At 34.5% G+C, this 24,738-nt stretch carries 22 protein-coding genes; 10 read left to right on the top strand and 12 right to left on the bottom strand.

Going from position 1 to position 24,738, the window contains the following annotated elements; all coding sequences use genetic code 11:
* Positions 1-174: 174 nt before the first annotated feature.
* Genes ACNI3C_RS00730 through ACNI3C_RS00745 form a run of 4 tightly spaced genes read right to left on the bottom strand, consistent with a single transcriptional unit; the run spans position 175 to position 4,400 of the window.
* The gene (locus ACNI3C_RS00730) at positions 175-705 is read right to left on the bottom strand and encodes a rhomboid family intramembrane serine protease (RefSeq protein WP_419770350.1); all 531 of its coding nucleotides are present in this window, start codon (positions 703-705) and stop codon (positions 175-177) included.
* A complete protein-coding gene (locus ACNI3C_RS00735) occupies positions 692-1,285 on the bottom strand; it encodes a hypothetical protein (protein WP_419770351.1) in 594 nt (197 codons plus the stop codon). Before ACNI3C_RS00735 ends, ACNI3C_RS00730 begins: the two co-directional genes overlap by 14 nt.
* A gap of 4 nt (positions 1,286-1,289) precedes the next feature.
* Positions 1,290-3,707 carry an endopeptidase La gene (gene lon, locus ACNI3C_RS00740; RefSeq protein ID WP_419770352.1) on the bottom strand — a complete coding sequence of 806 codons (2,418 nt, stop codon included), beginning with the start codon at positions 3,705-3,707 and terminating at the stop codon, positions 1,290-1,292.
* A gap of 21 nt (positions 3,708-3,728) precedes the next feature.
* Positions 3,729-4,400 (bottom strand): outer membrane protein assembly factor BamD, encoded by a 672-nt coding sequence (locus ACNI3C_RS00745; RefSeq protein ID WP_419770353.1) that lies wholly within the window; start codon positions 4,398-4,400, stop codon positions 3,729-3,731.
* Positions 4,401-4,537: 137 nt separating this feature from the next.
* Between ACNI3C_RS00745 and ACNI3C_RS00750 the strand changes: the two genes are divergently transcribed.
* Genes ACNI3C_RS00750 through ACNI3C_RS00765 form a run of 4 tightly spaced genes read left to right on the top strand, consistent with a single transcriptional unit; the run spans position 4,538 to position 6,594 of the window.
* On the top strand, positions 4,538-5,302 hold the full coding sequence (locus ACNI3C_RS00750; protein ID WP_419770354.1) for a pyrroline-5-carboxylate reductase: 765 nt from the start codon (positions 4,538-4,540) through the stop codon (positions 5,300-5,302).
* Positions 5,289-5,618, top strand: a complete 330-nt coding sequence (locus tag ACNI3C_RS00755; RefSeq protein ID WP_419770355.1) for a hypothetical protein — start codon at positions 5,289-5,291, stop codon at positions 5,616-5,618. The genes ACNI3C_RS00750 and ACNI3C_RS00755 overlap by 14 nt, the downstream gene beginning before the upstream one ends.
* Positions 5,618-6,238 (top strand): hypothetical protein, encoded by a 621-nt coding sequence (locus tag ACNI3C_RS00760; protein WP_419770356.1) that lies wholly within the window; start codon positions 5,618-5,620, stop codon positions 6,236-6,238. The genes ACNI3C_RS00755 and ACNI3C_RS00760 overlap by 1 nt, the downstream gene beginning before the upstream one ends.
* Positions 6,235-6,594: a hypothetical protein gene (locus ACNI3C_RS00765; protein WP_419770357.1), complete on the top strand. Its 360-nt coding sequence runs from the start codon at positions 6,235-6,237 to the stop codon at positions 6,592-6,594. Before ACNI3C_RS00760 ends, ACNI3C_RS00765 begins: the two co-directional genes overlap by 4 nt.
* Here the strand turns inward: ACNI3C_RS00765 and rdgB are convergent.
* Entirely contained in the window at positions 6,589-7,179 is a 591-nt protein-coding gene (rdgB, locus tag ACNI3C_RS00770) for an RdgB/HAM1 family non-canonical purine NTP pyrophosphatase (RefSeq protein ID WP_419770358.1), read from the bottom strand. The two genes, ACNI3C_RS00765 and rdgB, sit on opposite strands and share 6 nt — an antisense overlap.
* A 76-nt stretch (positions 7,180-7,255) precedes the next feature.
* Here rdgB and ACNI3C_RS00775 point away from each other — a divergent pair, with 76 nt between their 5' ends.
* The 4 genes from ACNI3C_RS00775 (at position 7,256) to ACNI3C_RS00790 (ending at position 14,669) form a co-directional block, all read left to right on the top strand.
* Complete coding sequence (locus tag ACNI3C_RS00775; RefSeq protein WP_419770359.1) at positions 7,256-8,569, top strand: MFS transporter; 1,314 nt, start codon at positions 7,256-7,258, stop codon at positions 8,567-8,569.
* Positions 8,570-8,606: 37 nt separating this feature from the next.
* Positions 8,607-9,257, top strand: coding sequence for a transglutaminase-like cysteine peptidase (locus ACNI3C_RS00780; protein ID WP_419770360.1), 651 nt, complete (start codon positions 8,607-8,609; stop codon positions 9,255-9,257).
* A gap of 14 nt (positions 9,258-9,271) precedes the next feature.
* Positions 9,272-11,491: a bifunctional diguanylate cyclase/phosphodiesterase gene (locus ACNI3C_RS00785; protein WP_419770361.1), complete on the top strand. Its 2,220-nt coding sequence runs from the start codon at positions 9,272-9,274 to the stop codon at positions 11,489-11,491.
* Between the two features lie 82 nt (positions 11,492-11,573).
* Complete coding sequence (locus tag ACNI3C_RS00790) at positions 11,574-14,669, top strand: efflux RND transporter permease subunit (protein ID WP_419770362.1); 3,096 nt, start codon at positions 11,574-11,576, stop codon at positions 14,667-14,669.
* Here ACNI3C_RS00790 and ACNI3C_RS00795 read toward each other — a convergent pair.
* The 3 genes from ACNI3C_RS00795 to ACNI3C_RS00805 are packed head-to-tail and all read right to left on the bottom strand — an operon-like array spanning position 14,661 to position 18,670.
* Positions 14,661-16,304 (bottom strand): efflux RND transporter permease subunit, encoded by a 1,644-nt coding sequence (locus ACNI3C_RS00795; RefSeq protein ID WP_419770363.1) that lies wholly within the window; start codon positions 16,302-16,304, stop codon positions 14,661-14,663. The genes ACNI3C_RS00790 and ACNI3C_RS00795 overlap by 9 nt on opposite strands.
* Positions 16,291-17,850: an efflux RND transporter permease subunit gene (locus ACNI3C_RS00800; protein WP_419770364.1), complete on the bottom strand. Its 1,560-nt coding sequence runs from the start codon at positions 17,848-17,850 to the stop codon at positions 16,291-16,293. Before ACNI3C_RS00800 ends, ACNI3C_RS00795 begins: the two co-directional genes overlap by 14 nt.
* A gap of 4 nt (positions 17,851-17,854) precedes the next feature.
* Entirely contained in the window at positions 17,855-18,670 is an 816-nt protein-coding gene (locus ACNI3C_RS00805) for an efflux RND transporter periplasmic adaptor subunit (RefSeq protein ID WP_419770365.1), read from the bottom strand.
* A gap of 190 nt (positions 18,671-18,860) precedes the next feature.
* Between ACNI3C_RS00805 and ACNI3C_RS00810 the strand changes: the two genes are divergently transcribed.
* On the top strand, positions 18,861-20,054 hold the full coding sequence (locus tag ACNI3C_RS00810; protein ID WP_419770366.1) for a rhodanese-like domain-containing protein: 1,194 nt from the start codon (positions 18,861-18,863) through the stop codon (positions 20,052-20,054).
* Here ACNI3C_RS00810 and dauA read toward each other — a convergent pair.
* Together dauA and ACNI3C_RS00820 are read right to left on the bottom strand one after the other, a co-directional pair.
* Positions 20,051-21,694 (bottom strand): C4-dicarboxylic acid transporter DauA, encoded by a 1,644-nt coding sequence (dauA, locus tag ACNI3C_RS00815; protein ID WP_419770367.1) that lies wholly within the window; start codon positions 21,692-21,694, stop codon positions 20,051-20,053. The genes ACNI3C_RS00810 and dauA overlap by 4 nt on opposite strands.
* A complete protein-coding gene (locus ACNI3C_RS00820) occupies positions 21,691-22,308 on the bottom strand; it encodes a hypothetical protein (RefSeq protein WP_419770368.1) in 618 nt (205 codons plus the stop codon). Before ACNI3C_RS00820 ends, dauA begins: the two co-directional genes overlap by 4 nt.
* Positions 22,309-22,455: 147 nt before the next feature.
* Between ACNI3C_RS00820 and ACNI3C_RS00825 the strand changes: the two genes are divergently transcribed.
* Positions 22,456-23,019: a TetR/AcrR family transcriptional regulator gene (locus ACNI3C_RS00825; RefSeq protein WP_419770369.1), complete on the top strand. Its 564-nt coding sequence runs from the start codon at positions 22,456-22,458 to the stop codon at positions 23,017-23,019.
* 2 nt (positions 23,020-23,021) lie between these two features.
* On the opposite strand, the gene ACNI3C_RS00830 is transcribed toward ACNI3C_RS00825, so the two are convergent.
* Positions 23,022-23,792 carry a hypothetical protein gene (locus ACNI3C_RS00830; RefSeq protein WP_419770370.1) on the bottom strand — a complete coding sequence of 257 codons (771 nt, stop codon included), beginning with the start codon at positions 23,790-23,792 and terminating at the stop codon, positions 23,022-23,024.
* 108 nt (positions 23,793-23,900) lie between these two features.
* Positions 23,901-24,725: a LysR family transcriptional regulator gene (locus ACNI3C_RS00835; protein ID WP_419770371.1), complete on the bottom strand. Its 825-nt coding sequence runs from the start codon at positions 24,723-24,725 to the stop codon at positions 23,901-23,903.
* Positions 24,726-24,738: the final 13 nt, after the last annotated feature.

The following is a 24,738-nucleotide window of genomic DNA, read 5'->3' on the forward strand; positions in this document are numbered from 1 at the left end:
TAAGTAAAGGAAATGATATTCACATGATAAAAGTAGCATTTGCATAGCATTTATTGATATATGTACAGAAAGAAACAATAAGAAACATAAAATAGAAATAAAAATAAAGGAGAGTAAAATGCCCAAGTAAACCAAACTGATTTTGGTACGCGTGTTTGAAGATTTTTTAACCAGTTATCGTCGGATGAATCCCAAAATAAAGCCTATTGCCAAACCAATAAAGTGTGCATACCAAGCCACGGGTAAGCCAATTAAAATGGGAGCAACAGAGATGAGCAACACCCAAGTAATGATGCCATTTCGTTGTCGTTTGTCTATTAACGCCACATAACCCAACAACACACAAATAGCACCTGAAGCCCCTATTAAGTTATGATTAAACCCCACAGAATACATAAATGCAAAACTGAATAAAGAGGTTAAAATTCCTCCCACAAAATATAAAAAGAAGAGTTGCCCTTTGCCTCGATAGGTTTCAATGAGGTTACCAAATTGGTATAAAACGAACATATTCATCCCCAAGTGCCCTATGCCTCCATGAGTAAACATGGTAGAGAGAGGTTGGTACCACAAATTTCCTTCAATAAAATAGGCATTTAATCCCATTAAAAGAGCACCATGTTGTATATTGATTTGTACCACATACATCAAAACAGTAAGAGCAATAATGCCATTGGTTAAAGTTAAGTTTTTATAATTTTGCATTGTATTTAAACGCTTCCATTGTGCATGTAACACGCTCATTAATCTCATTGAGTGTGCTTTGATTAAAATCGGTGTACATTCGATACACCTCTTTACCATTTAAGCGAAAAGAGGTTAAAAGAGAGCCTGCATTGAGTTTACATGACTCGTTTTTCTTTCCGGGGTCATTTTTATCATTTTCAATGACTTCATATTTGATATTAAGAAATTTTTGAACATTTTTATTTTGTTCTGTTTTGATTGTATCCAAAAAAAGTTTGTCAATATCTTTGAGTGCAATCTTTTTCTCAATTGCTGTTGGCATATGTTCAGAGAGAATAAAACCCCCATTAATGACATAATTTCCTTCTTGAAGCAACGTAATTGACTCTTTTATTAACGCTTTTTCAAAAAGTTTATCGGCAGTGTAATGGCTTTCTTGACACGCTAAGCCAGAGTTTATTTTGGCTTTTTGTGCTTTTGGTTGGAGAACATATTTGCTGTATAAAACAATAACGGCTGTCATAATGACAATCGTTACAATGGTAAAAAAGTTGTTAATGATTTGTCCTTGGCTTCTACTTACACGAGAGCGTCGCATAGGTTTAAACCAAGGCCTCTTTTAAAACATCTTCTATGGTATCAACAGGTTTGATTTCAATGAATTTTTTAACCTCAAAAGGAATATCCTCCAAATCTCGTTGAAAGTTTTTTCTTGGAATTAATACTTTGGTCATTTTGGCTTTATACGCAGCTATTAGTTTCTCTTTTAATCCACCAATAGGTAAAACTTTTCCCGTAAGTGTTAACTCACCTGTCATCGCCAAATCACAGTGAACTTCTCTTTCACTTAAAATTGAAGCCATCGTCACTGCCATCGTAATACCAGCACTTGGTCCATCTTTTGGCGTTGCTCCTTCTGGAATATGCAAGTGAATATCGTTTCTTTTATATATTTCACTGATATCCAGTTTGACTTTTTCCTCTTTTTCAGCAGGTGTTTTAGGAATAATATCTTGTGGTATTTTTATTTTTCCATTGTCAATTAAAACTTTGACCACACTGTGTGAAATTCGTGCTGACTCTTTCATTACATCACCCATGTTTCCAGTCAAAGAGAGCACCCCTTTTCCGTTGAGTTTAATGGCTTCAATTTTCAATACATCCCCACCGACTGCCGTCCAAGCTAATCCATTGGTAATTCCAATGGCATTTTTCTTATCGGCTGGGTCAATCTCAAAAATGGGTTGTTCTAAATATTTCACCAAGTTTTGCGTATTGATAGAGACTTTTTTTACACTCTCATCACTCAAGAGTTTTTTAACCGTTTTTCTGAAAAGTTTTGAGAAAACTCGTCTTAAATTTCTCACCCCTGCTTCTCGTGTATATTTTGCAATAATCAACTCAATGGTTGGTCGAGAGAGTGAAATTTCACTCTTTTTCAAACCATGACGTTGAAGCTCTTGTGGGATCAAATAATCTTTGGCAATATGATATTTTTCGTTTGGTGTATATGAAGAGATTTCAATAAACTCCATTCTGTCTTTAAGTGCAGGGGGAATTCTTCTGGCATCATTGGCAGTTGCCACAAAAATAACTTGCGATAAATCAATGGCAAAATTCAAATACAAATCTCGAAACTCATTGTTTTGTTCAGGGTCTAAAATTTCAAGCATTACTGCACTTGGATCCCCTTTGTGATTGGCGCCCAGTTTATCAATCTCATCTAAAACCATAACAGGATTCATGCTTTTTGCATCAACCAAACCTTTGACAAGTCGCCCGGGCATTGCCCCCACATAGGTTCGTCTGTGCCCTCTTAATTCATTCACATCTTCCATTCCACCCAATGCAATTCGCACAAGTGGTCGTTGAAGTGCTTTTGAAATAGAGTTGGCCAACGAAGTTTTACCCACACCAGGAGGTCCTACAAAACAAAGCACGGTCCCTTTAGAACTGGCATCTTTAATTCCACGTTTTTCAAGCAGCTCTTTAACAGCAAAATACTCAGCAATTCTCTCTTTGGCTTTTTCCAAGGAGTAGTGGTCACGATTGAGTTGTTCTTCCACATTGCTGACTGAAATTTCAGCATTACTGCTTTGCCCAAAAGGTATCTCTAATACTTGTTCAATATAGGTTTGTAACAGTGATGCATCGGGTGAGTCTTGGTGCATTCTTGAGAGTTTTTCAATCTGTTTTTTGGTCTCTTTATAGCCATCTTTAGACATAAAAGGTTTGAGTTTTTTTAACTTCCTTTTATATATTTTAATCTCTTGATCTTTTTTATTGTCCGTACCAAGCTCTTTTTGTATCGCCTTAATTTGCTCTTTTAAAAAGTAATCTTTGTGCGTTTTTTCAATTTTAGAATTGACTTTTTGAGTTATCTCATTTTGAATTCTAAAACTCTCAATCTCTTTTTTAATGGTCTCAATGATTTTAATGATTCGATCTTCAACATTGACTTCAGAAAAAAGTTGATACGCTTCCTCTTTTTTGACTCTTAAAACCGATGAAATAAGATCAGCAATTCGCACGGGATCATTGTTTTCATCAATGGTTTTAATCAAATCAACGGGAAATTTTGAATTTATTTTTGACAATTTTTTCACTTGTTCTCGTAAAACATCAATCAAAGAGACAATTTTTTCCTCTTCATACGCATCTGGTCTTATTATATCAACATAGGCAAAAGTAGGATTATCAATATCGAACTTTTCAATTTTACCTTTCGCTAACCCTTGAAACAAAACTTTAATTTTTCCATCGGGAAGGGTAACTTTCCGCATGATATTTCCTACCACACCGACATCATAAAAACTGTTCTCTTCTCTTTGCCCTTCGTGTCCTGGTTTACTGACACTGACTATAACTAATTTATTGGTATCTATGGCATTTTCAACTGCCTTTACATTTGCATCTTCACCTAAAAAAAGTGGTGCAATCATAAATGGGTATAAAAATATGTCATCTTCTATGATTAACGGTATCTCTTGTGGAAAAGAGTCGTAATTGCTTAATTCCATTTATAATTCTCCTTAAAAAATTTATTCAAATATACTTCTATAAAATGGTACGCTTACAGGTTTAACATCTTGGGTATATTCCCATGCGCTTTTGGCTTTTAGTGCATAATACTCTGCTGCTTTTGGCTTATCTCTTCTGATATACAAACCTGAAATCTCTTGATCAAACGAAGCTTTTGCCATGCTGATTCGTGAACGAATATTCTCAACTAAATAGATATAAGGTGAGTTGGCATACGATTGCATGAACTCTTCAATATCGACTGCAGTATCAAGAATGAGTTGTTGGTCACGGAACTGATTTTGAAAAGCAAAAAAGTTTGCTTTAATTTTCAAATATCGCACATAATCAATGTTTTTACTCAATCCATATCGTTTGATATACTCATCTAAATAGTATTTTGCCAATTCATACTCCTCTTCAGCAATATGGGCATTGGCAATGATTAAAAGTGCCGTAGGAATTAAAGGGGAATTTTTATGTTCACTCTCTAAAGAGATATAGGTATCATCTGCGGCTTCTAAATCGTATTGAGCAATTTTTTTAAGCATTTTGTTGTACCAGTACATCGCAGGTTTATTGTACTCTTGAATTTCTGGATCTTTTGAAGAACAACCAACTAAAAAAGCAGCAAGGATTGTACTTGCGAGTAAACATTTTCCAACTTGAAAAACTCTGTTTGATTTCATCATATTATATCCTCTTGTTTAAAGCAAGTATTTTATCCAATACAACCTTATAGCAAATCAAATTAAAAAGAGGCGCTTTAAAATATAACAATTAAAAAAATATTTGATATAATAAAAACATAAAAATAAAAGGTCATAAAATGAAAATAACACTTATTGGTAACGGAATGATGGCAGAAGCACTTTCTGTTGGACTGGTGGAGAAATATGAAATTGAAGTCATCGGAAGAGATGCCTTAAAATTACAAAAACTTCAACAGAAAATTCCACAAATAAAAATTAAAGTCATGAGCGATAAAGAGGATATTACCGACAAAAATATTATCTTCTGTATTAAACCTTATGCGTTACAAAGTGTCTCTGTACGACTTGATGGTACAGCAAATACACTCTACTCTATTCTTGCTGGAACGCCATTAGAATTTTTAAAACGACAAATCAAATCAAAAGCCTATGTCAGAATTATGCCCAACATTGCAGCATCTAAACAAAAATCAATGACTACCATGACAGGAGATAAAGAGGCTCAAAACAAAGCCATAGAAATCTTTTCATCAATTGGAAGAACGCTTTGGGTCAACACGGAAAACCAATTGGATATTGCCACAGCATTAGCAGGAAGTGGTCCAGCATTTTTAGCCATCGTGGCAGAAGCCTTAGCCGATGGTGCAGTAAAAGCTGGCTTAGAGCGAAGTTACAGTGTTGAGTTGGTAAAAGGTTTGTTTGAGGGTACCTCAGCGCTTTTAGAGAACAATCACCCTGCATTTATCAAAGACAGTGTCATGAGTCCAGGTGGAACAACGGCACAAGGAGTTGCCGCACTTGAAGAGGGTAATGTCAGAAGTGCTTTTATTAAAGCCGTTGAAAGTGCCTATTTGAAAGCTTTAGAAGTTGGCAAAAAATAGTTTTTCTCTTTTTGAAACTGTTTTAGCCCTTATTATTCTTCTTTTTTTAGTAAGTGGTTTTTCAAAATTCACTTACTCTAAAAATACGCAAAAAGCCACCTTTTTAAATCTCAAAAACCTTTTAATTACAAACCAATCTGATGCTCATATAACCTATGAAAATTTAAGCTACAACGTTATAGGAGAAAATATTGTGCTCCACAATGGTGGAAATGAGATTATTTTATCTGTCTATCATTCGGATGAAATCACCCTTGAAAAATTTGCTCTTAGACATAAGCCCTCTCAAAACATTGCATTTAAAGAGGTAGAGTAGTGAAAAGATCTGTTGCCTTATTGGAACTGATATTTTCGATTTTTATTTTAAGTATTGTGATGGTTTTTTCATTGAAGTTTTATCACCAAATTCAAAAAAGAAACGGCCAAGAGTTTTTACAAACCTTAGATGAATTAAAACTGCAAAGTACAGAGATTTTCTTATACAATATTTTAAAAACCTCACGCAATATTCATGCCAATGGCTCTGTAATTCATTTTTACAAACTTGATAACGAAGCTTTTTTGCAAGGGTATTACAGTGGAGTTGCTTTATTGGACAGAAGCGATAAAGAGAAAATTTACACCCCATTTTCTCAAACCGTTTTGCTAACGTCTCACTACATTTTATTTGATCAAAACCAACTGCATGAAATTAAACCAAGCAGTGAAAATAACCTGATCTATTTTAAAAATCAAGAAACAGCCAAAACAATTTATGAGCACTATGAAATCGTAAAATCGCTCTCCTCTTTTTCTCTTAAAGAAGAGACGTTATATTACGATGACCAGATGCTTTTAGAAGAGGTAACGGCATTTCATCCTTTAGTGCAAAACAACCAACTTAAGCTTGATATTTGTTTAAAACAGTTGTGCCAAAAGTGGAGTTTCCCGTTATGAAAAAATCTTTTGCTCTTCTTTTAACACTCTTTATGATTTCACTCTTTTCCTATTTGGCGTTGGAGATTCTTTTTACCAACACATTACAATCAAACACCCAAAGTATTTATTATTTGCAAAGCCAAGCACAACTGCACTTACAATTTTTTAAAAACCTGATTTTAGATATACCTCAGTTAAACTGTACCCAAAAGTTAAACTTTCCAAATGAAAATTTTGATATAAAAGCGCAGTTTATGTATCTTTCAGAAGATGGAAATTGTACCACTTCAACAGCACGTGTTGATATTTTTGTTCAATCAAAAAGTAGCGTTTTCCCCGTTACATTACATGAAAGATTTCTCAAAAAATTATAAAATCACATCCAGCACTTTTTTGGCCAATTTTAATGCACGGCTTCGGTGTGAAAGTGCTTTTTTGACCTCAGAGTCCAATTCGCCCAATGTTTGTTCAAAACCATCGGGAATAAACATCGGGTCATAACCAAACCCTTTAGAACCTATACATTTGTCAATAACACGTCCATACATCCACCCATGAACGGTGTAGACTTCATTTTTATACACCATAGCAATACACGCAGTGTAAAAGGCTTTTGTTGTTGTAACATTGTGTGCATTTAATTTTGAAATCAATTTTTCATTGTTGGCACAATCGGTTGCATCTTTTCCTGCGTATCGAGCCGAATAGACACCGGGTTCATTGTTGAACAGTGGCACACTTATCCCACTGTCATCTGAGATAACCACAACTTTTTCATCGGCTATTTTATCGTAGACTGCTTTGGCTTTTATGACAGCATTTTCTTTAAAAGTAGTTCCCGTTTCTTCGATATCAATTTTTCCAATAAGTGTCTCAAAAGCACAAACATCATCGTTTGGCATAAGTTTTTTAAACTCCTCAATTTTCCCTTTGTTACTTGTTGCTAAAACAATTTTCATAAACATATCCATTAATAAATTATTAATTATTTTACTATATAATCATTCTCTTATTTTATCGTTTTTAGGATTATATATGATTAAAACAATTCTGCCCCTATGTTCAATTATTTCATTACGTTTTTTAGGACTATTTTTAGTACTTCCTGTAATTTCAGTTTATGCAATGAATTTAAAAGGTGCCAACACAACTTTAGTGGGTGTGGTTATTGGTGGTTACGCGTTAACTCAAATGCTCTTTCAACTTCCATTTGGTATTTTAAGTGACAAGATGGGTCGTAAAGGCACCATTATTATGGGACTTTTACTTTTTGCCATTGGTTCTGTTATTTGTGCACTTTCTGTTGATATTTTGGCCTTAATGGTAGGAAGATTTTTACAAGGTGCAGGTGCCATTGGTGCCGTTGTAACAGCTATGATCAGCGACTTGGTTCAAGAAGAGAAACGACCCAAAGCGATGGCTTTTATGGGAGGTTCAATTGCAGCGAGTTTTGCCATATCAATGCTGTTTGGTCCAATTATTGGAGCCTATGCAGGCGTAGCCTCTCTTTTTTGGATTACTGCCTTTTTGGCGTTGAGTTCAATTTATATTATTGTAAAAAAAGTTCCTAATCCACCTGTTATTACCCATACATATACCAACAGTTTAAAAATTATGCCCATTTTGAAAGATGCTAACTTGGTTAAAATGAACATCACTAACTTTTTACAAAAAGGGTTAATGACCTTTGCTTTTATGATTATTCCAATGGTGTTACTAAAAGAGTTTCATTGGGAGATTAAAGAGCTTTATAAAGTCTATGTTCCAGCGATGATTTTTGGAGTCTTTGCTATGGCACCCGCAGCCATCTTAGCTGAAAAAAAAGGTAAATTTAAAGAGGTACTTATTATTGGAATTGTACTGTTTGCGCTGTCATACTTGATTCTTGGTTTCAGTACAACGGATATTGCGTTTGTAATAGGAGTTGTATTATTTTTTATTGGTTTTAACATGCACGAACCCATCATGCAATCTTTGGCTTCACGTTTTGCTAAAGTGCACCAAAGAGGAATGGTTTTAGGATTGTTTAACTCATTTGGTTATTTAGGGACATTTTTAGGGGGATTAGTGGGAGGAATATTTTTTAATTCTGCAAGTTTAAGCGACATTGTAACTGCCATTGCTGTTGTGTGTGTCTTTTGGCTTATATTGATTTTTTCAATGCCCAATCCCATGAAAAAACAAGTCGTCTATATTCCCATTGATGAGATAAAAAGAGATGAAACAGCCAAACTTCATGACAATGAAGCCATTGATGAGTGGTATATCAATGAAAATGAAAAGCTTTTGATTGTAAAATACGATACAAACAAAACCACTCAAGAAGAGATTGTGGCATTTTTAAAATAACATTGTGGTAGAATATAATAAAAAATAGGTTTATTGTATGAAAAGAGATATGCTAATTGCTTTTTTGTTAATTACTGTAGCTTTTCTTACATTAACCGTTGCTACTATTCCACATAATATCAGCGAAAAAGCATTCGAACAATACAAAACAAAATACAATGATATAGCGCTAAGACGTCTGCTTATTTGGGACAACATGGTGGAAGAAGCCAAACACAAAACCATCTTACATCAACTCAAAGATGTCAATGACTTTTTTAACAAAATCACCTATCAACTCGATATTAAACATTGGCATAAAAATGATTATTGGGCAACTCCTTTTGAATTTATGGGCACGGGAGCGGGAGATTGTGAAGATTATGCCATTGCAAAATATTTTACTTTGAGAAAACTGGGTGTTCCTGATGAGAAGCTCAGAATCACCTATGTTAAGTTGAGCCAAGCACGAAGTAAATTTGAGCAAGCCCATATGGTTTTAACCTATTATCATAAACCCGACTCCGTTCCAATAGTCTTGGACAATATCAACAAACGACTGCAACTTGCCAGTAAAAGACCCGATTTAAAGCCTGTTTACAGTTTTAATGCTGAAGGGTTATGGAAAGCGCAATCAAAAGGAAAAAGCGATGAAAAAGTGGGAAGTAACAACCTAGAATCTTGGAAAAGTTTAATGTCAAGAATTTAATAAAAGGAAAAAAAATGTCTTTATCAAAACAGCTCTATATTATTATTTCATTCATCTTCTTAATGATTTTTACGGGCAATTTTATTATCAGCGTAAAAAACACCAAAGAGTATTTGGAAGTAGAGTCAACCACCAAAGCACAAGATACGGCAACCTCATTGGGTATGACCCTTAAAGCCTATATCAAAGATAAAAAAGACCCAGAAATTGAGTCCATTATTAAAGCCATTGCAAACAGAGGTTTTTATAAAGAGTTACGCCTAGAAGACATTGATTTTTCATTCACGTCAAGTGAAATTTTAAATACCTACAACAAACTGAATGCTTCGTGGGAAATCACCGATGTATCCATTGATAAAAAGTATGGAACCATTCAAAAAGAGGGATCAGACAGCGCCTTTTTTGATGAGTTGGCACAAATGGACAGTGAAACAAATATCAACAGCATTGAAGCTGATGAACCCATGAAAAAAGTGTTTAAATTTATTCCCAATGAAGCGTATAAAATGGGAGGCATTTTACCTGTACAATTTGTTGCAACCAATCAAGGGAAAACGGTTAAAGCAAGTGTGGATATGAATTTTGACAAAGTATTGGTTCGACAAACCCGAGAGGTAAAATTTGATTATGTTCCTCAATGGTTTATCAATTTAATTCCTATGCATTTAGAAGAGACCAGCAGTGAAATCAGCGATGGCTGGAATAAAGCTGCCATCATTTATGTCAGTGCTAACCCAGGTGATGCGTATGCAAAACTTTATGAACAAGCAAAAGGAGCCATCTTATATGCACTGATCGCTTTTTTAATTTCAATGGCGCTACTGGTTGTATTTTTACGGTACATTTTGCAACCTTTGAAAAAAATAGAGAAACTTGCCACCAACATTGCCCAAGGCAATTTTGAAACGATTAAAAAACTGCCTTGGACAACGGAGATTAAAAATGTTGCCATGGCCATGAATGATATGTCAACTAAAATAGAATCGGTCATTTCAAAACTCAACAACAATATCTCTAATATGACCAAACAACTCTCTATTGATGGATTAACTGGACTGCAACTGAAACAAACTTTTGAAACCGATTTGAAAAAAATGTTCATGTCCAAATCATTTGGTTATATTTTAACGCTCAAAATTGATGATTTGGCCTCATTTGCCAATAAAAATTCATCAAAAAATGTCAATGATTTCATCAAAAGTTTTGCCTCTATTTTAGATGACCATCGAACCGATTTCTCTTCAAATGTTACGGCATACCGATTTTATGGTTCTGAATTTGCTCTTATTGCAAAAGAGTTTACACACAATGACATTGAAAAATTCATATCTCACTTAAAAAAAGAGTTTGAAGCCTTAGGTGCAAAAATTGATAAACAAAGCATTGCCCATATTGGAGCAACCCCGTTTAATCCCATTGGTACAACCTTTGGTATTTTAGATGCAGCCAATGAAGCCTACCAATTGGCAAAACAAATTGGACCCAATGAGGCCTTTATTCGTGATGAAAGTGATTTGACACGTGACATGCAAGAGTGGGAACTGCTCATTTATGACATCATCGATAATGGAAAATTTGAAGTGGAATATATTGGTGATGCCCATATTTTAAATGGGGAAAATGAAGGAAAACTCTTTATGCAAGAAGCCTTTACTCATGCTCTTGACCGAAGTGGTGAAAACATCCCTATTGGAACGTTTGTTTCTATTGCTGAAAAATATGAAAAAGTCATTGACTTTGACAAAGCGGTTATTACAAAAGTCATCCAACATATCAGAAAAAACAAAATTCAACACAATATCTCCATCAATCTTTCATTGGATTCAATTGAAAACAGTGCCTTTATTCTCTGGATTCAAGCAATCATTGGCGCAAATAGTGATATTGCTTCTCAACTGGTTTTCTCAATTACAGCCTATGGGGTTGCACGAGATGCTTCAAAATTCAAACTCTTTTCTTATGCCATTCGAGAAAGTGGGGCTAAAATCATTATCAAACGATTTGAGACCAAGTTCATTCCTCTTGACCACATCAAAGAGTTTAATTTAGACTACATCCGACTTGCACGTGATTATACCAATAACATAGCAAACGACCGAAGTAAACAAGGTTTTGTTGAAGCCATGCAAGAGCTTTCTACGCTCATTAACATCAAAGTCTTTGCCGAAAATGTCAAAGAAGAAGAGGATTATAACACAGTGAAAAAACTCAATCTTTATGGAGCAAGCAGATGATTTTTATTTCGCTTGCTCTTTGTTAATATAACATTAATGTACATAAACTATAATTTCAAATTATCTTACTTTAGGCGCATCAATGTTTGACAGATTACTCAAATTTTTTATTGAAAATACACGAATAAATTACACCCTTTTTATCTTAATATTTGCCGTTGGAATCTGGTCTTATAGCAAAACACCCAAAGAGATTTTTCCCAGCTTTGAATTGGATATGATCTCTATTAAGGGGTCATATACGGGTGCTTCTGTTGATATTTTAGATAAAATGGTTGTAACAGAAATTGAAGACAATATCAAGAATATTGACAGCATTGACACCATGACTACGGTTATTAGTCCAGGCAGATTCACCATTGTTTTAGAGTTGAAAAAACATCAAAACAAGTATCAAGAAGCCGATAAAATCAAAGATGTTATTACCCTTGTTAAAACAAACTTGCCTTCAGACATGGATGAACCCACGGTCAATGTTTTAGACAGAACCCGAACACTCATTGATGTTTCAATCACTTCAGACAAATATTCCAATGACCAACTCAATCCGTTAGCCGATGATATAAAGAGTCAACTGTTAAACATTAATGGTATCAATGAAATCAATATTTTTGGAGATTCAGATAAATATTTTGAAGTACTGTTAGATGAAAAGAAAATGGAAGCACTCAATTTAAACAAAAGCAGTGTCTTTACTGCCATCTCTAATCTCTCTTATATTTTTCCCATTGGTAAAATTGAAGGATCCAAAAAGCACTACTATATTTCAACCTTTAATGGGGCAAAAAATGCCAACGATTTTGCCAATACTTTAATCAAAATTGGTGATAAAAATGTCTATGTCAAAGATATTGCGACCATTGCGAAGAAGTATGAAGATACATCAACGCTCTACTCATTTAATGGGAAAAATGCTCTCTCACTTGAAGTGGTTCAATCAGAAACAGCTGATGCCATTGAAATTGCCGATAATATTAAAAAACTCATTCCAGAAATTCAAGCAAAAAATCCTGATATTTTATTGACCGTAGCAGACGATGACAGTGAAAGAATCATTGACCGTCTGAATATTGTGGTTTCAAATATTTTACTGGGGATTATTCTCATTACGGTTTTAGTTGGTGTATTAATTAACTTCAGAATGTCGTTTATTATCGCCCTTGGAATTCCCACTTCATTTGTCATTGCGGCTGTGTATATGTATCTGTCTGGATATACCATTAACATGATTTCACTCGTAGGAGTTTTAATCTCCATAGGGATTGTTGTGGATGATGCCATTGTTGTCAGTGAAAACATTCAACAACACATTGAAGAGGGGCATCCCCCTAAAGAAGCTGCATTTATTGGGGCAACGGAGATGGTCAAACCTGTCACCATTGCCTCTTTGACAACGCTTTTTTCATTTTTACCCATTTTAATGCTCAGTGGAACCATGGGTGAAGTGATGAAACTCATTCCGATTGCATTAAGTGCATTGGTAGTGGCTTCTTTAATTGAATCGTTTATCTTTTTACCCATTCATGCAGCCCATACGCTTAAAACAGGAGCAAAAGTGACCTCTTGGGAAAAAGCCAATCTTATTTACAACCAAATTATTCACTTTTTTATGCATTGGAAAAAAACCTTTATTGCCATTTTTATTGTTTTAGTTCCCTTACTGACATTCTATTTTATCAATAATTCAAAATTCCAAATGTTTCCAAAGTTTGATGCAACCAATGTTAAAATCACACTCAAAGCCAATGCCAATACCACACTTGAAGACTCTTTTAAAATTGTAAAAAGCATTGAAAATGACTTGATTCAAAGAAGCGATGAGTTTTTTATCCGTAATATTGACTCCGTTGCTGGATACCGAAGAGATGTCGGAAACAATACAGAAAACTTCCCTTACGCCATGTATATGACCGTCGAACTGACCAAACTCAAAGCACAAAACTTTTTGGACAAATTCATTACTCCCTATTTGAGTTTTTATTACGATGATGAAGGAAGAACGCGAACCATCAAATCAGATGATGTTGCCAATAAATTAAAAAAATTCATAGAACAACAAGATTATAAAACAAAATTTAACCTCGATGAAATTGCTGTTTTAGAGCGAAAAGTAGGCCCCATTAAAGCCGACATAAAAATAGGTTTGGTCACTGCAGACAATCAAAAAGCCATTGATGCAGTTGCTCTTTTGGATAAAGCGTTAAAACAAATCAATGGAATGAAATCCATTTCCAATTCACTGAAATTTGGCATTGATGAAATCAAAGTCAAAGTCAATCCCTATGGAGAACAGTTAGGTATTACCGAGTCTTTTATTGGTTCTTTTCTCTCTAACTTATATTTATTGAAGAAAAAAGCGGTCTCTTTTGATGACAAAGAGATGTTGGACATTAAAATACAATCACAAAGTAAAGATGATTATGAAAGTTTTAAAAAAACCTTAGTGCCTTTAGACAATGGCACATTTGTATCTTTAGATGAAATTGTAGAGTTAAACTCTATTCGAGCTTTTGAACAACTTTTAAAAGATGATGGCATTAAAAACTTCTATGTTTTTGCCAACGTCAATCCCGATATTATTACCTCCAGTGAAGTGATTCAAAAAATTCAACCTGTTTTAGATGAAATTAAAAAACAAGGCATTAAACTGGTCTTTAAAGGGGAAGCTGAGAAAAAAGCCGAACTGAGAAATGACATGCTTTTCGCCTCAATATTGGCCATTGTTTTAATTATGATTGCCATGCTGTATTTGTTTAACTCTTTTACGGAAACGCTGATTGTTATGAGTGTTATTCCTTTTTCAATTTTAGGGGTACTCATTGGACATCAACTCATGGGATTAAACCTTTCCATGCCTTCAATGATTGGAACACTAGGGCTTTCTGGCGTGGTGATTAATGATGGAATTATCATGATGACCTACTTAAAAAAAGCCAAAAGTATGGAAGAGATATTTGCAAGAGCCACCAAACGGTTCAGACCCATTATTATTACAACCGTTACAACCATTATTGGTATGTTTTCACTGATTTTTTTCCCAACAGGGCAAGCAGCAATTTTCCAACCCATTGCGATTGCGTTAGGGTTTGGTCTGGCTTGGGGTACCGTGTTAAATCTTATTTATTTGCCAATTTTATATACACTCACACACAAACTCAGACACAAAGAGTTATATTAAAAGTTTCGATTCGTCAATATTATCAATCAAAACAGGAACCACAATCAGTGAGGCAATCACTGCTGCAATGGTTCCAAAAATCAAAGCCACACCCAAGCCTCCAAAAACCGCATCACTGGCTAAAAGTGTTGAGGCCAAAATAACCGCCAACGCTGTGAGAAAAATCGGCTTAGCCCGTATGGTCGTAGAGGTAATGATTGCCTCTTTTTTGGGTACGCCCTCTTTGATGAGTTGTTTGGTAAAATCAATGAGCAAAAGAGCATTTCGGGAACTGATACCAATTAAGGCAATAAAACCAATCAATGAAGTTGCTGTTAAAAAAAACGTATGCGGGGTAATGACATCAACCATAAAGTGCCCAATAATAACACCAATAATGGATAAAAAACTCGAAAGCAATACAATACCACTGAGGGCGAAATTTTTATAATAGACCACCATCAAAAGAAAAATCAAAATCAAAGCAGTAATAAATGCTCCTCCCAAATCTCTGAAAGTATCTAAGGTTACTTTTAACTCTCCATCCCACACCAACTGATACTTTTCATGAGTGGTTTTATGGGTCAATTCCAGATTTAAAAGGTGAGAAGTTCTCACCTCATACTCATCACCAAAGTGATCTAAAATATACCTTCTGGCGTCAAGCAAAGGATAAATTTGCGACACCATGTCAGTTTGTGCAACCACATTTAACATCAACGATAAGTTTTTAAAATGCAAAGTTTTTTCATTGGCTACGTTTTTCACGTGCACAATATCTTTTAAGGCAATTAACGCACCACTCATGCTTCGTATTTTTAAACTCATCAAAGCATCATTGATTGTGTTACTTCGCTGTTTCATTCGTAAAAACAGATCCAACTGCGTGTCATACTCTTTTGAGTTTTTTGTAGCAACCACTTTGCCATTAAATGCCAAGGAGATAAGCTTGGTAATGGCATTAATGTCCAAACCGTATCGTTTGATCTTTTCATAATCAAAAACCAATTTATACTCATCGTAACTGTCATCATTGAGCACATCAATATCAACCAAACCATCAGTGTGTTTAAAGACTTCACTGACTCTGTTAGAGAGTGTTTCAATGCCTTTTTGATTCTCTCCGTAAATTTCTGCAACCACAGCAGCAAGAACAGGAGGGCCTGCAGGTGGTTCTACCATTTTGATGGTGGTGTTAGGACTCATGGTTACAAGACGATTTAAAATGGCAATTCTTAAACGCTGTACCATTAAAAATGAGGGTTCATCACGATCATGTTTTTTGGTCAAATTGACCACAATTTCAGCAAAATGTTCTCCGCTTTTTGCACCACTGCCTTTGACCAAACCTTCAAAACTCAAAGGAGATGACGTTCCTAAAAAAACTTCTACATCGGTTATCTCTTGCTCTTTTTGCAAAATTTCAGCAATCATATCGGTAACATTTTTCGTTTCATTTATGGAACTGCCATTGGGCAAATCGACATAAATGGTAAAGTTATTGGCATTTTTTTCAGGAAGCATTTTTGCTTTGACCCATACGAGTGGAATAAATGCAATCGAAGCCAAAAATAAAAAGAGTGTAGCGAGCAATACAACTGTTTTATTTCTTCTGTTTTGTATGCATAAGGTTACAAAAGTTTTAATGTTTGGCATGTGCACTCTTTTTTAATATTTTATTGGCAAGATAGGGGGTGAAAATATAAGCAATAATCAATGAAGCAAACATAGCAACAGGTACATTCAAAGGAATTGGGCGCATAAATTCACCCATCATTTGCCCCACAAATGCCATGGGAATCATGGTTAATATAATGGCGAAAGTCGCAATATTTGTTGAAGCACCAATCTCATCAGTGGCTTCAACCATAATCTCTTCATTGCTTTTATCTTGCGAACTTTTTAAGTGAAAATGTCGGTTGATGTTTTCCACAACAACAATGGCATCATCAACTAAAAGCCCCAAAGAGAGTAAAAAAGCAAACAGTGTAATACGGTTAAGCGTTTGATCCCCTAAGTAAGCAATAAAAAGCGTCACTGAAAAAATAGCAGGAATGGTAAACATTACTATCATTGCCTCTTTCCAACCCAAAACAAATACCAATAATAAAATAATAATGATCACAGAAATAAGCAAATGAAACATCAATTCATTGACCGCATCGTCCGCTCGTTCTCCATCGTTTCTTGTAACCGTATAAAAGATTCCCTCTTTATTGAGTTCCTCTTTCATGGAAGCCAATTGTGCTTTAATATCATCGGCAATTATTACCGAGTTTGAACCTTTAAGTTTTGAAACCGTCAGTGTCACTTGAGAATATAAGGTATCCTCTTTGATCCCAATTTCCACCTCTTTATAGTTTTGAATATCCGTGCTTTCAGTAATAGTTGCCACATCTTTTAAATAAACCACTCCATGTTGGGTATTGATAATAATTTTCTGAATGTCTTCAAGTTGTTCTAAAACATTTTCAATTCCCACGATTTTTATCTCATTTCCAGAACTCTTTTTTAATTGAGTGTTGGTAATAACAATAGAAGATAGCGCCGTTTGAACATCACTCATGCTCAGAGCATATCTGTTTAATCGATTGGCATCAACAATAATATTAAACTGTTTTTTGTGCCCTCCAATAATATGTGTCACCGCTGCATTTTCAATGGAATTGAGTTTGTGTTGTATGGATTTGACTTTTTCATAAATATCGCTTTGAGGTACTTGCTTATTTTTGGCATAAAAAGCAATGGAAAAAATAGGAATATCCGTATCAATATCCAGTGGTTTAATTATAGGTTGACTTGCACCCAAAGGCAAAACATCCATGTTTTGCATCATTTTGTCGTACATTTTTAAGTTTGAATCTTCTTTGTCTTCTCCAATATAAAAGAAAACTGTCACCATACCCACATCGTTTTGTGCGGTTCCATAAATATGTTCTACCCCTAAAACCTCTTTCATTTTTCGCTCAATGGGTTTGACAATGACATTGGCAATCTCTTGTGGTGTCGCACCAGGAAGTTGCACGATGATATTTCCCCCACTGAGCACCATTTGCGGGTTCTCTTCTCGAGGCATCATTTGGAGTGAAAAATACCCCATAATCAGAATAAATATTCCTAAAATAGGCGTGAGTGGATTGTGTAAAAATGTTTTACTTAAAATTCCACCAATGTTGTGAACTTTAATCTCTTGGTATTTCATGTGTTTATTTTACAATCACTTTCACGTACATTCCAGGCAATATTCGTTTATCACTGCTTTTAAACGTCAATTTGACCCTAAAATTGTTCATGCCCTGTTCCGCAGCAGGCAAAATAACAACTTTATTGGGTTTAAGCGTAAGGTTTAATGAATCAACGACAATATCAATATTGGGCTTATCTCTAAAGAGCGTTAAATCACTCTCAGAAACATCCAAATAGACCACCAAATTTTCAATATCACAAATGACCATAAGCGTTGCACCTGCAACTGCCAACTCTCCTTCATTGATACTTTTTGAGATAATAAGCGCTTTGCTTTGGGCTTTTATATTTAAGTATTGAAACTGTTTTTGTATCTCTTGAAGTTTGTCCTCATACTGTTTGACTTGTTGTTTTGAAATCTCCAAGGTTTTTTCAAGATTCTCTTTTTTCAGCTTTATCTCTTCAAAACTCACTCTTGAAATGGCATTTTTATCGTATAACGCTTTGTATCGATTGTAATCCAGTGTGGTTTTATCCAAATCGCTTTTATTCATGGCATAGGTCAATTGTGCTTGTTGTTTGGCAATTTGAGTTTGAGATTTTGTTGTATTCATCTCTTTTAAATCAATTTGTAAAAGCTGTGTTCCCTTAGCAACAATATCTCCTTCATTAACAAAGATTTTTTCTACATACCCATTATATTTTGTTGAGATATTTTGTTGATTATCGCTGTTGATAAATCCCGATATTTCGAAAGCTTCCCCATAAAGATTTAATGAAAAAATGAAAAATGAAAAAATGAAAAATAAACCCTTTTTTAGGTGAGGTAATATCAATTTTAGCTCCAATAGTTTTATAAGTATTTGTTATTATATCCAATGGAATATTAACATAAATTTACTGATTGTTTTAATCTGATTTATCAAGTTTCGTTAAATTATTGACAATTCTGTTACGCTTTATATCGCTATTTTAGTCCTTTATTTGATATGATAATACTATTATAATATAAAAGGAAAAGTTCAAATGAGAAAAATTGCATTGCGTTTTATTCTGTTTGCATCAATATTCATTTTAAATGCTCAAGCCGTTACATTTGAGGATTTTAATTTAAATGCAACGGAAGCAGTTAAATCATTGGTCAAACAGCACAACCTCTCTGTTGTTGATTATACCTACGTCAAAATGGTGGTTTCAAAAGGAACCAGACAAAGTGCTAAAGCCATTGTTCTTGATGCCAGACCCAAAATGAAATATGAGATGGGACATATCCCCTCAGCTTTGTCTTTGCCCGATACAAAATTTGATGAACTCTATCAAAGTGTCTTAAAAGGTGTGGCTAAATCAAAAGAGTTGATTGTCTATTGTGGCGGTTATGATTGCGCAAAAAGCCCTAAACTGGCTGCCATGTTAAAAGCCAAAGGGTATACCGATGTTAAAATATACCCAGCAGGAATGCCTCAATGGGCAGACAATAACTACGAAGAGATTGATGTCAATATTGCAAAAGCACTCTTTGATAAACACTCCGCCCTCTTTATTGATGCTCGGCCTTACGTCAAATTTGCTCAAGAGACCATCATTGGTTCATTGAGTGTTCCTGATACTAAATTCAATGAGTTTGCAGGATTCATGCCAGCTGATTTAGAGACAACCATTGTAGCCTTTTGTGGAGGATATGAGTGTGGAAAATCGCATGCAATTGCCAGAAACTTGGTTTCAATGGGATACATCAACGTCAAAGTTTTAGCCTCTGGATTTCCCGCTTGGAAAAGCGCAAAGTATCCAACAACAGGCGTTAATACTCCTGTTAAAAAAGTTGAAAAAGTAAGCTCAAACATCAAAACTTTTCTTAAAAAAGGTGCCGATACAGGAACCGTCGATGGAGAATGGTTTGTAAAAAATTATAAAACATTTCCAAAAAATGTTACGCTTGTGAATGTGATGTCAAAAGAGGAGTTTGATAATGGACACATTGCTGGTTCAATCAATATTCATGCTGAAAAAATGAAACCACAAGCCCTTTTAGATGCCCTACCAAAAAATGCAGAAATTGTCTTTTATTGTGGAACAGGAACGCGTGCCATGGAAGCTTGGGGAATGTTAGCTGATGAGTTAAAATATAAAGATATTCACCGAATTTTTTATCTTGATGCCAACATCAAATGCAATAAAAACAGTGAGTGCAGCATTGAACCCAACGAACCCTTAGGAGTCTAAGACTCCTTTGGTGTTTCATACTCCTTAATGGCTTTATGAATATTGTGTTCTAATATTAAATCCGTATCGTTAAAAACCACCCCACTTTTATTGAGTTTTGTTAATAATCTGCTCTTTAAACCACAAATCACCAATTTTTTATTTTTTGATTTAAAGTTTTCTATAATCGATTGAAAAGCGACCAATGCAGTCATGTCCATCATCGTAACATTTTCCATATTGATAATCACCACGTTAATCTCTTCTTCAATGGAGATAAGCCGTTTTAATGCATTTTGTGCCGCGCCAAAAAACATGGGACCATTAATATCATAAATGGCAATATTTTTAGGAATATCTGGGTGCATACTTGCTTCTTTGGTGTTAATAAGTTCAATAGAGTATAAATCAATGGTACGTTTGATAAACAAAATAGAGGCCAATGCCATTCCAACACCCACCGCAATTTGCATGTCCAATAACACCGTTAAGGTAAAACAGACCAACAACACATAGACATCGTTTTTAGGTGCAACTTTAATGATGTTTCTGAAGTGTTTAACTTCTGACATATTCCAAGCAACCACCAAAAGCAAAGCGGAAAGTCCTGCCATTGGCATATAAGAAAGATAGGGGGCTAAAAGAAGAATGGAAGCCAATATAAACAAGGAGTGAACCACTGAAGAGAGTTTAGACGTTGCCCCTGATTTAATATTGACCACACTTCTTGCAATGGCAGCCGTTGCTGGAATACCACCAAAAAAAGGCACGACCAAATTGGCCAAACCTTGCCCAATCAACTCTTTATTTGGATTGGTTCTGTATCCCGTCATACCATCTGTGATAACCGCACACAGCAAAGATTCTAACGCACCTAAAATGGCAATAGCAACACTGTGAGGTAAGAGTTTATAAAACAGATCCAAACTCATGTCATCTAAAGTAAAATTGCTCCAAGGAAGCGTGAATTGCAAAGGAATGGGAGGAATACCATTGCCTTTTAAATCGCCGATTTCATACTGGAACGTAGAGGCAATGGTAGAGATTTGTTCCCCTAAAGTGTGTGCATTAAAATAATAGACTCCTAACGTTACAACACTCAATGCAATCAAAGCGGGAGGAATTTTACTTTTGAATTTTGGCCATAAAATCAGAATGGTTAACGTTGATAATCCCACAATTAATTCACTGAGTTTAAACGTAGGAAGCGAACTTAAGAGCGTATAAACTTTTTGATGAAAATGCCCCGTAAAGTTTTCAATGTGTAAACCAAAAAAATCTTTGATTTGAAAAACAGCAATGACCACAGCAATTCCAGAGGTGAATCCAACAGTTACAGGGTAAGGGATTAACTCAATTAAGTTTCCCAATTTAAATGCCCCCATAATCACAAGCAAAACACCTGACATGAGCCCACAAACCAACAATCCACTTAAGCCAAACTCTTGAACTATGGGGATTAAAATAACCACAAAGGCAGCCGTTGGCCCAGAAATGTTCATTTTACTGCTTCCAAAAATAGCAGCAATGATTCCTGCAATAATTGCCGTATACAGCCCGTTTTCAGGAGGAACACCCACGGCAATTGCCAAAGCCATAGACAGGGGCAACGCAATAACACCAACAGTTAAACCAGCAAAGATATTTTTACTTAACATCATTTTTTGACTCTTTTTTTTGAGATTCTTTTATTATTGACTCGATAATGCGTATTTTTCAGTTGTTTAATCATAGATGCAGCAATTTTATACATTTTTATGACGTTCTTTTTAAGCTCTTCATCGATATTTTTTTGCCCTAAATATTCATACATACCCAATAATTTCATGTAATTTATCTCTTCTAAAAATGGGTAAAATTGCGTTGATTTATTCTCTTCGACAATCCATTCACTCAATAAAGCAAAAACCACTTGCTCTGGAATCCAGTGCTCTCCCTCTGTCAGATTACTCTCAATCTCTTTTACAATTGTATTATAATAAAGAATCAATGCTTCATCATTGGGTATCAATCGTTGGTTGGTTCTTCTGTTTTGTTCATAAAGAATGATATCTTTTAATTCATGCCCATTTAATACTGCCTCTTTTAAATGCCCCAGTAAAAAAAGAATATTGCTTTTTATCTCTTCATTAAACTCTTCAAAGCCTAAATTGAGTCGGTACTCATTTGTATTTATTTTTTCAATCAAATCTTCTAAAATGGTTCGAATATAAATCAAAAGGGCATCGGTTTTAATATCTCGCAGTAATTTTAACTTAATTTTAGTATTTCGCATAAAACCCACATCTGTTGGAATTTTGTAAGTCTATTCCAACTTGACTTAATATTGAATTAAGTTCATATTAATATATACTATTCAAAAAATAACTACTCTTAATCATAAAATTAATATAATAATAAAAATCATTTAAAGTGTGTAGCATTGAAAAAAATAATTGATGAGATCAACAAAGTCAAAAAAGAGTTATATTTAAAAGAGAGTGCCAAATATATTGATGAAGTTGGCTATAAAAATTTTAAAATTTCGCAACTGGCAAAACAACTTGAAACCTCAGTAGGCACGATTTATAATCTTTTTAATTCCAAAGAGGATTTGTATTTAGAGTATCTGATTTTAAAGCTTGAACTCTTTTCTCAACGCTTAAATACCACAGAAACCAATATCCCCATGAACAATTTGAAACTCTATTTACGGTGCAAATATGAGATATTTATCGAAATAGACAAAAACTCACCCATGACAAGTGACCCCTACTTTTTTCACAAACTTGATATTGCAAACCACCCTATTGTATTAGACATTTATGAGTTTCTTACACGTCAATTTGAACAAATCTGTCCCCATACAAAAATGAGTCATATGCATTTGGCCATATTGTTTAAAAAATTATCGGATGGTTTTATTGAGAGTTATTTGCTGAAAAAATATGATACAACAAATATTATTGACGATACCATCAAACAGTTTTTTGAAGGTATCGCTTAATTTTATAAGAAAATAAAGACCGATTTAATGGCTTCTATTCCCATATCCACAGGTTCCACGCCCAATGTTTCCAATGAGTTCTTAACGTGTTGTATCATTTGAGTTAAAATCACTTCAAATGAGGTATTCGATGATGAAAACAAAGACTCTTTATTGTTTTTTATGTACTCCAAATTTTGCAACTCTTCAAAAGTGGGTTTTTCCCCTTTTCTGACTCTTTTTTCTAACTCAATTTGCCAATTGTTTTGCCACGTTAAAAAGAGATACTCCTCTTTTAAATCTTTTGCCGTTTTGATTTTCCATTTTAAAATTTGTAAATTATGAAAAAGCCGTTGCAGTTTCTCTTCATTGTATGAAAAAGCAGAGACTCGGTGCCCATCTTGAATATCATACGCGTCGTACATCAACTTATACATACCCAAAATCAAATAGTCATCTCTGTTTTGAATATCGGTTTTACTAAAAGCAATCTGTAAATACTCTTTGTATGAACCAATCTCATTTGAGCCGTATTTTAAGTTGATTTTATTTTCCAATTCATTGATTTGAGTGTACATCAAAGGGGCCAACTCTTTGTCATATGATTTGGGATTTCGTTTATCAAGTTTATCTTTAAAAACAATCAGTTGCTGTGCAATATTTTTGTAATCATTTTTAATGACTGTTGCAGCAGACGTTTGTAAAAGACTCTCAATTCGATCTTGTGTGGAAACACACCCACTAAAAAGTGATACCAATAAAACGGTCAAACCAATGTTTTTAAAAAATATCACGTTCTTCTCCTGTGTTTTATGAGTGTTTTTTTGAGTGTTTTAAATACGTACGATTATAGCGTTTTCTAAATTTAAAACAGATTTTACGTTATTAACAGCGTATTCTCTCTAAAATCCCGATTTCAAATCTTTCACAATCATAGGCACATAATCTTTTCTGCAAACCAAATGCGTCTCTAAATTGCACTCATTATCTTCCAATTTCGTCAATTTTAATCTGTTTGTATAACCATATTTATCAATAATGGCCTTGGATAAAAAAGCTTTCCCCATTCCAGCTTCCACACAACCTAACATCACTTCATAATTTTGAATAATTAACACATTAAAATCAATGTTGCCTCTGTTTTTTGTATAACTTTCCAAATATTTAAAGTGTGTACTGTTGTGTCGGTATCCAATAAGACAGTTTTGGCTCTTTTTAGTGTTTGATTCCACTAAATACAAATCGTCATTAAATTTACGTAACACCATAATATCTTTGTGATTTGGATTGCCTGTAATAAAAGCAACATCAATCTTATAGTCCAACAATTCATCAATCACTTGGGGAGTTCCGCTTGTGAAAAATTCCAATTCCATATTGGGATATTTCTTTTTTAATTTTTCAATAAAACGAAGCAATCTTATGGCTGCATTTGCCTGACTTGTACCAATTCTAAGCGTTTCTTGATGAGAAATGTTTCTCATATACAACTCTGCTTCTTCTACTTTTTTTACAATCTCTAAAGCAAAAGGATAGAGTTTTTCCCCCTCTTTGGTAAGAATAACCCCTTTGGGAACTCTATGAAACAAAGCATACCCCAAATTTTTTTCCAATTGTTTGATTCTAAGCGTAACATTTGATTGTGATAATTTTATCTGCACTGCTCCAAGAGATACGCTTTTTTCGTTTGCTACAGCAACAAAAACTTTTAATAACGATGAATCCATATTGCTTTCCTAA

Source organism: Marinarcus sediminis (SeqCode) (genome assembly GCF_048571275.1).
GTDB lineage: Bacteria > Campylobacterota > Campylobacteria > Campylobacterales > Arcobacteraceae > Marinarcus > Marinarcus sediminis.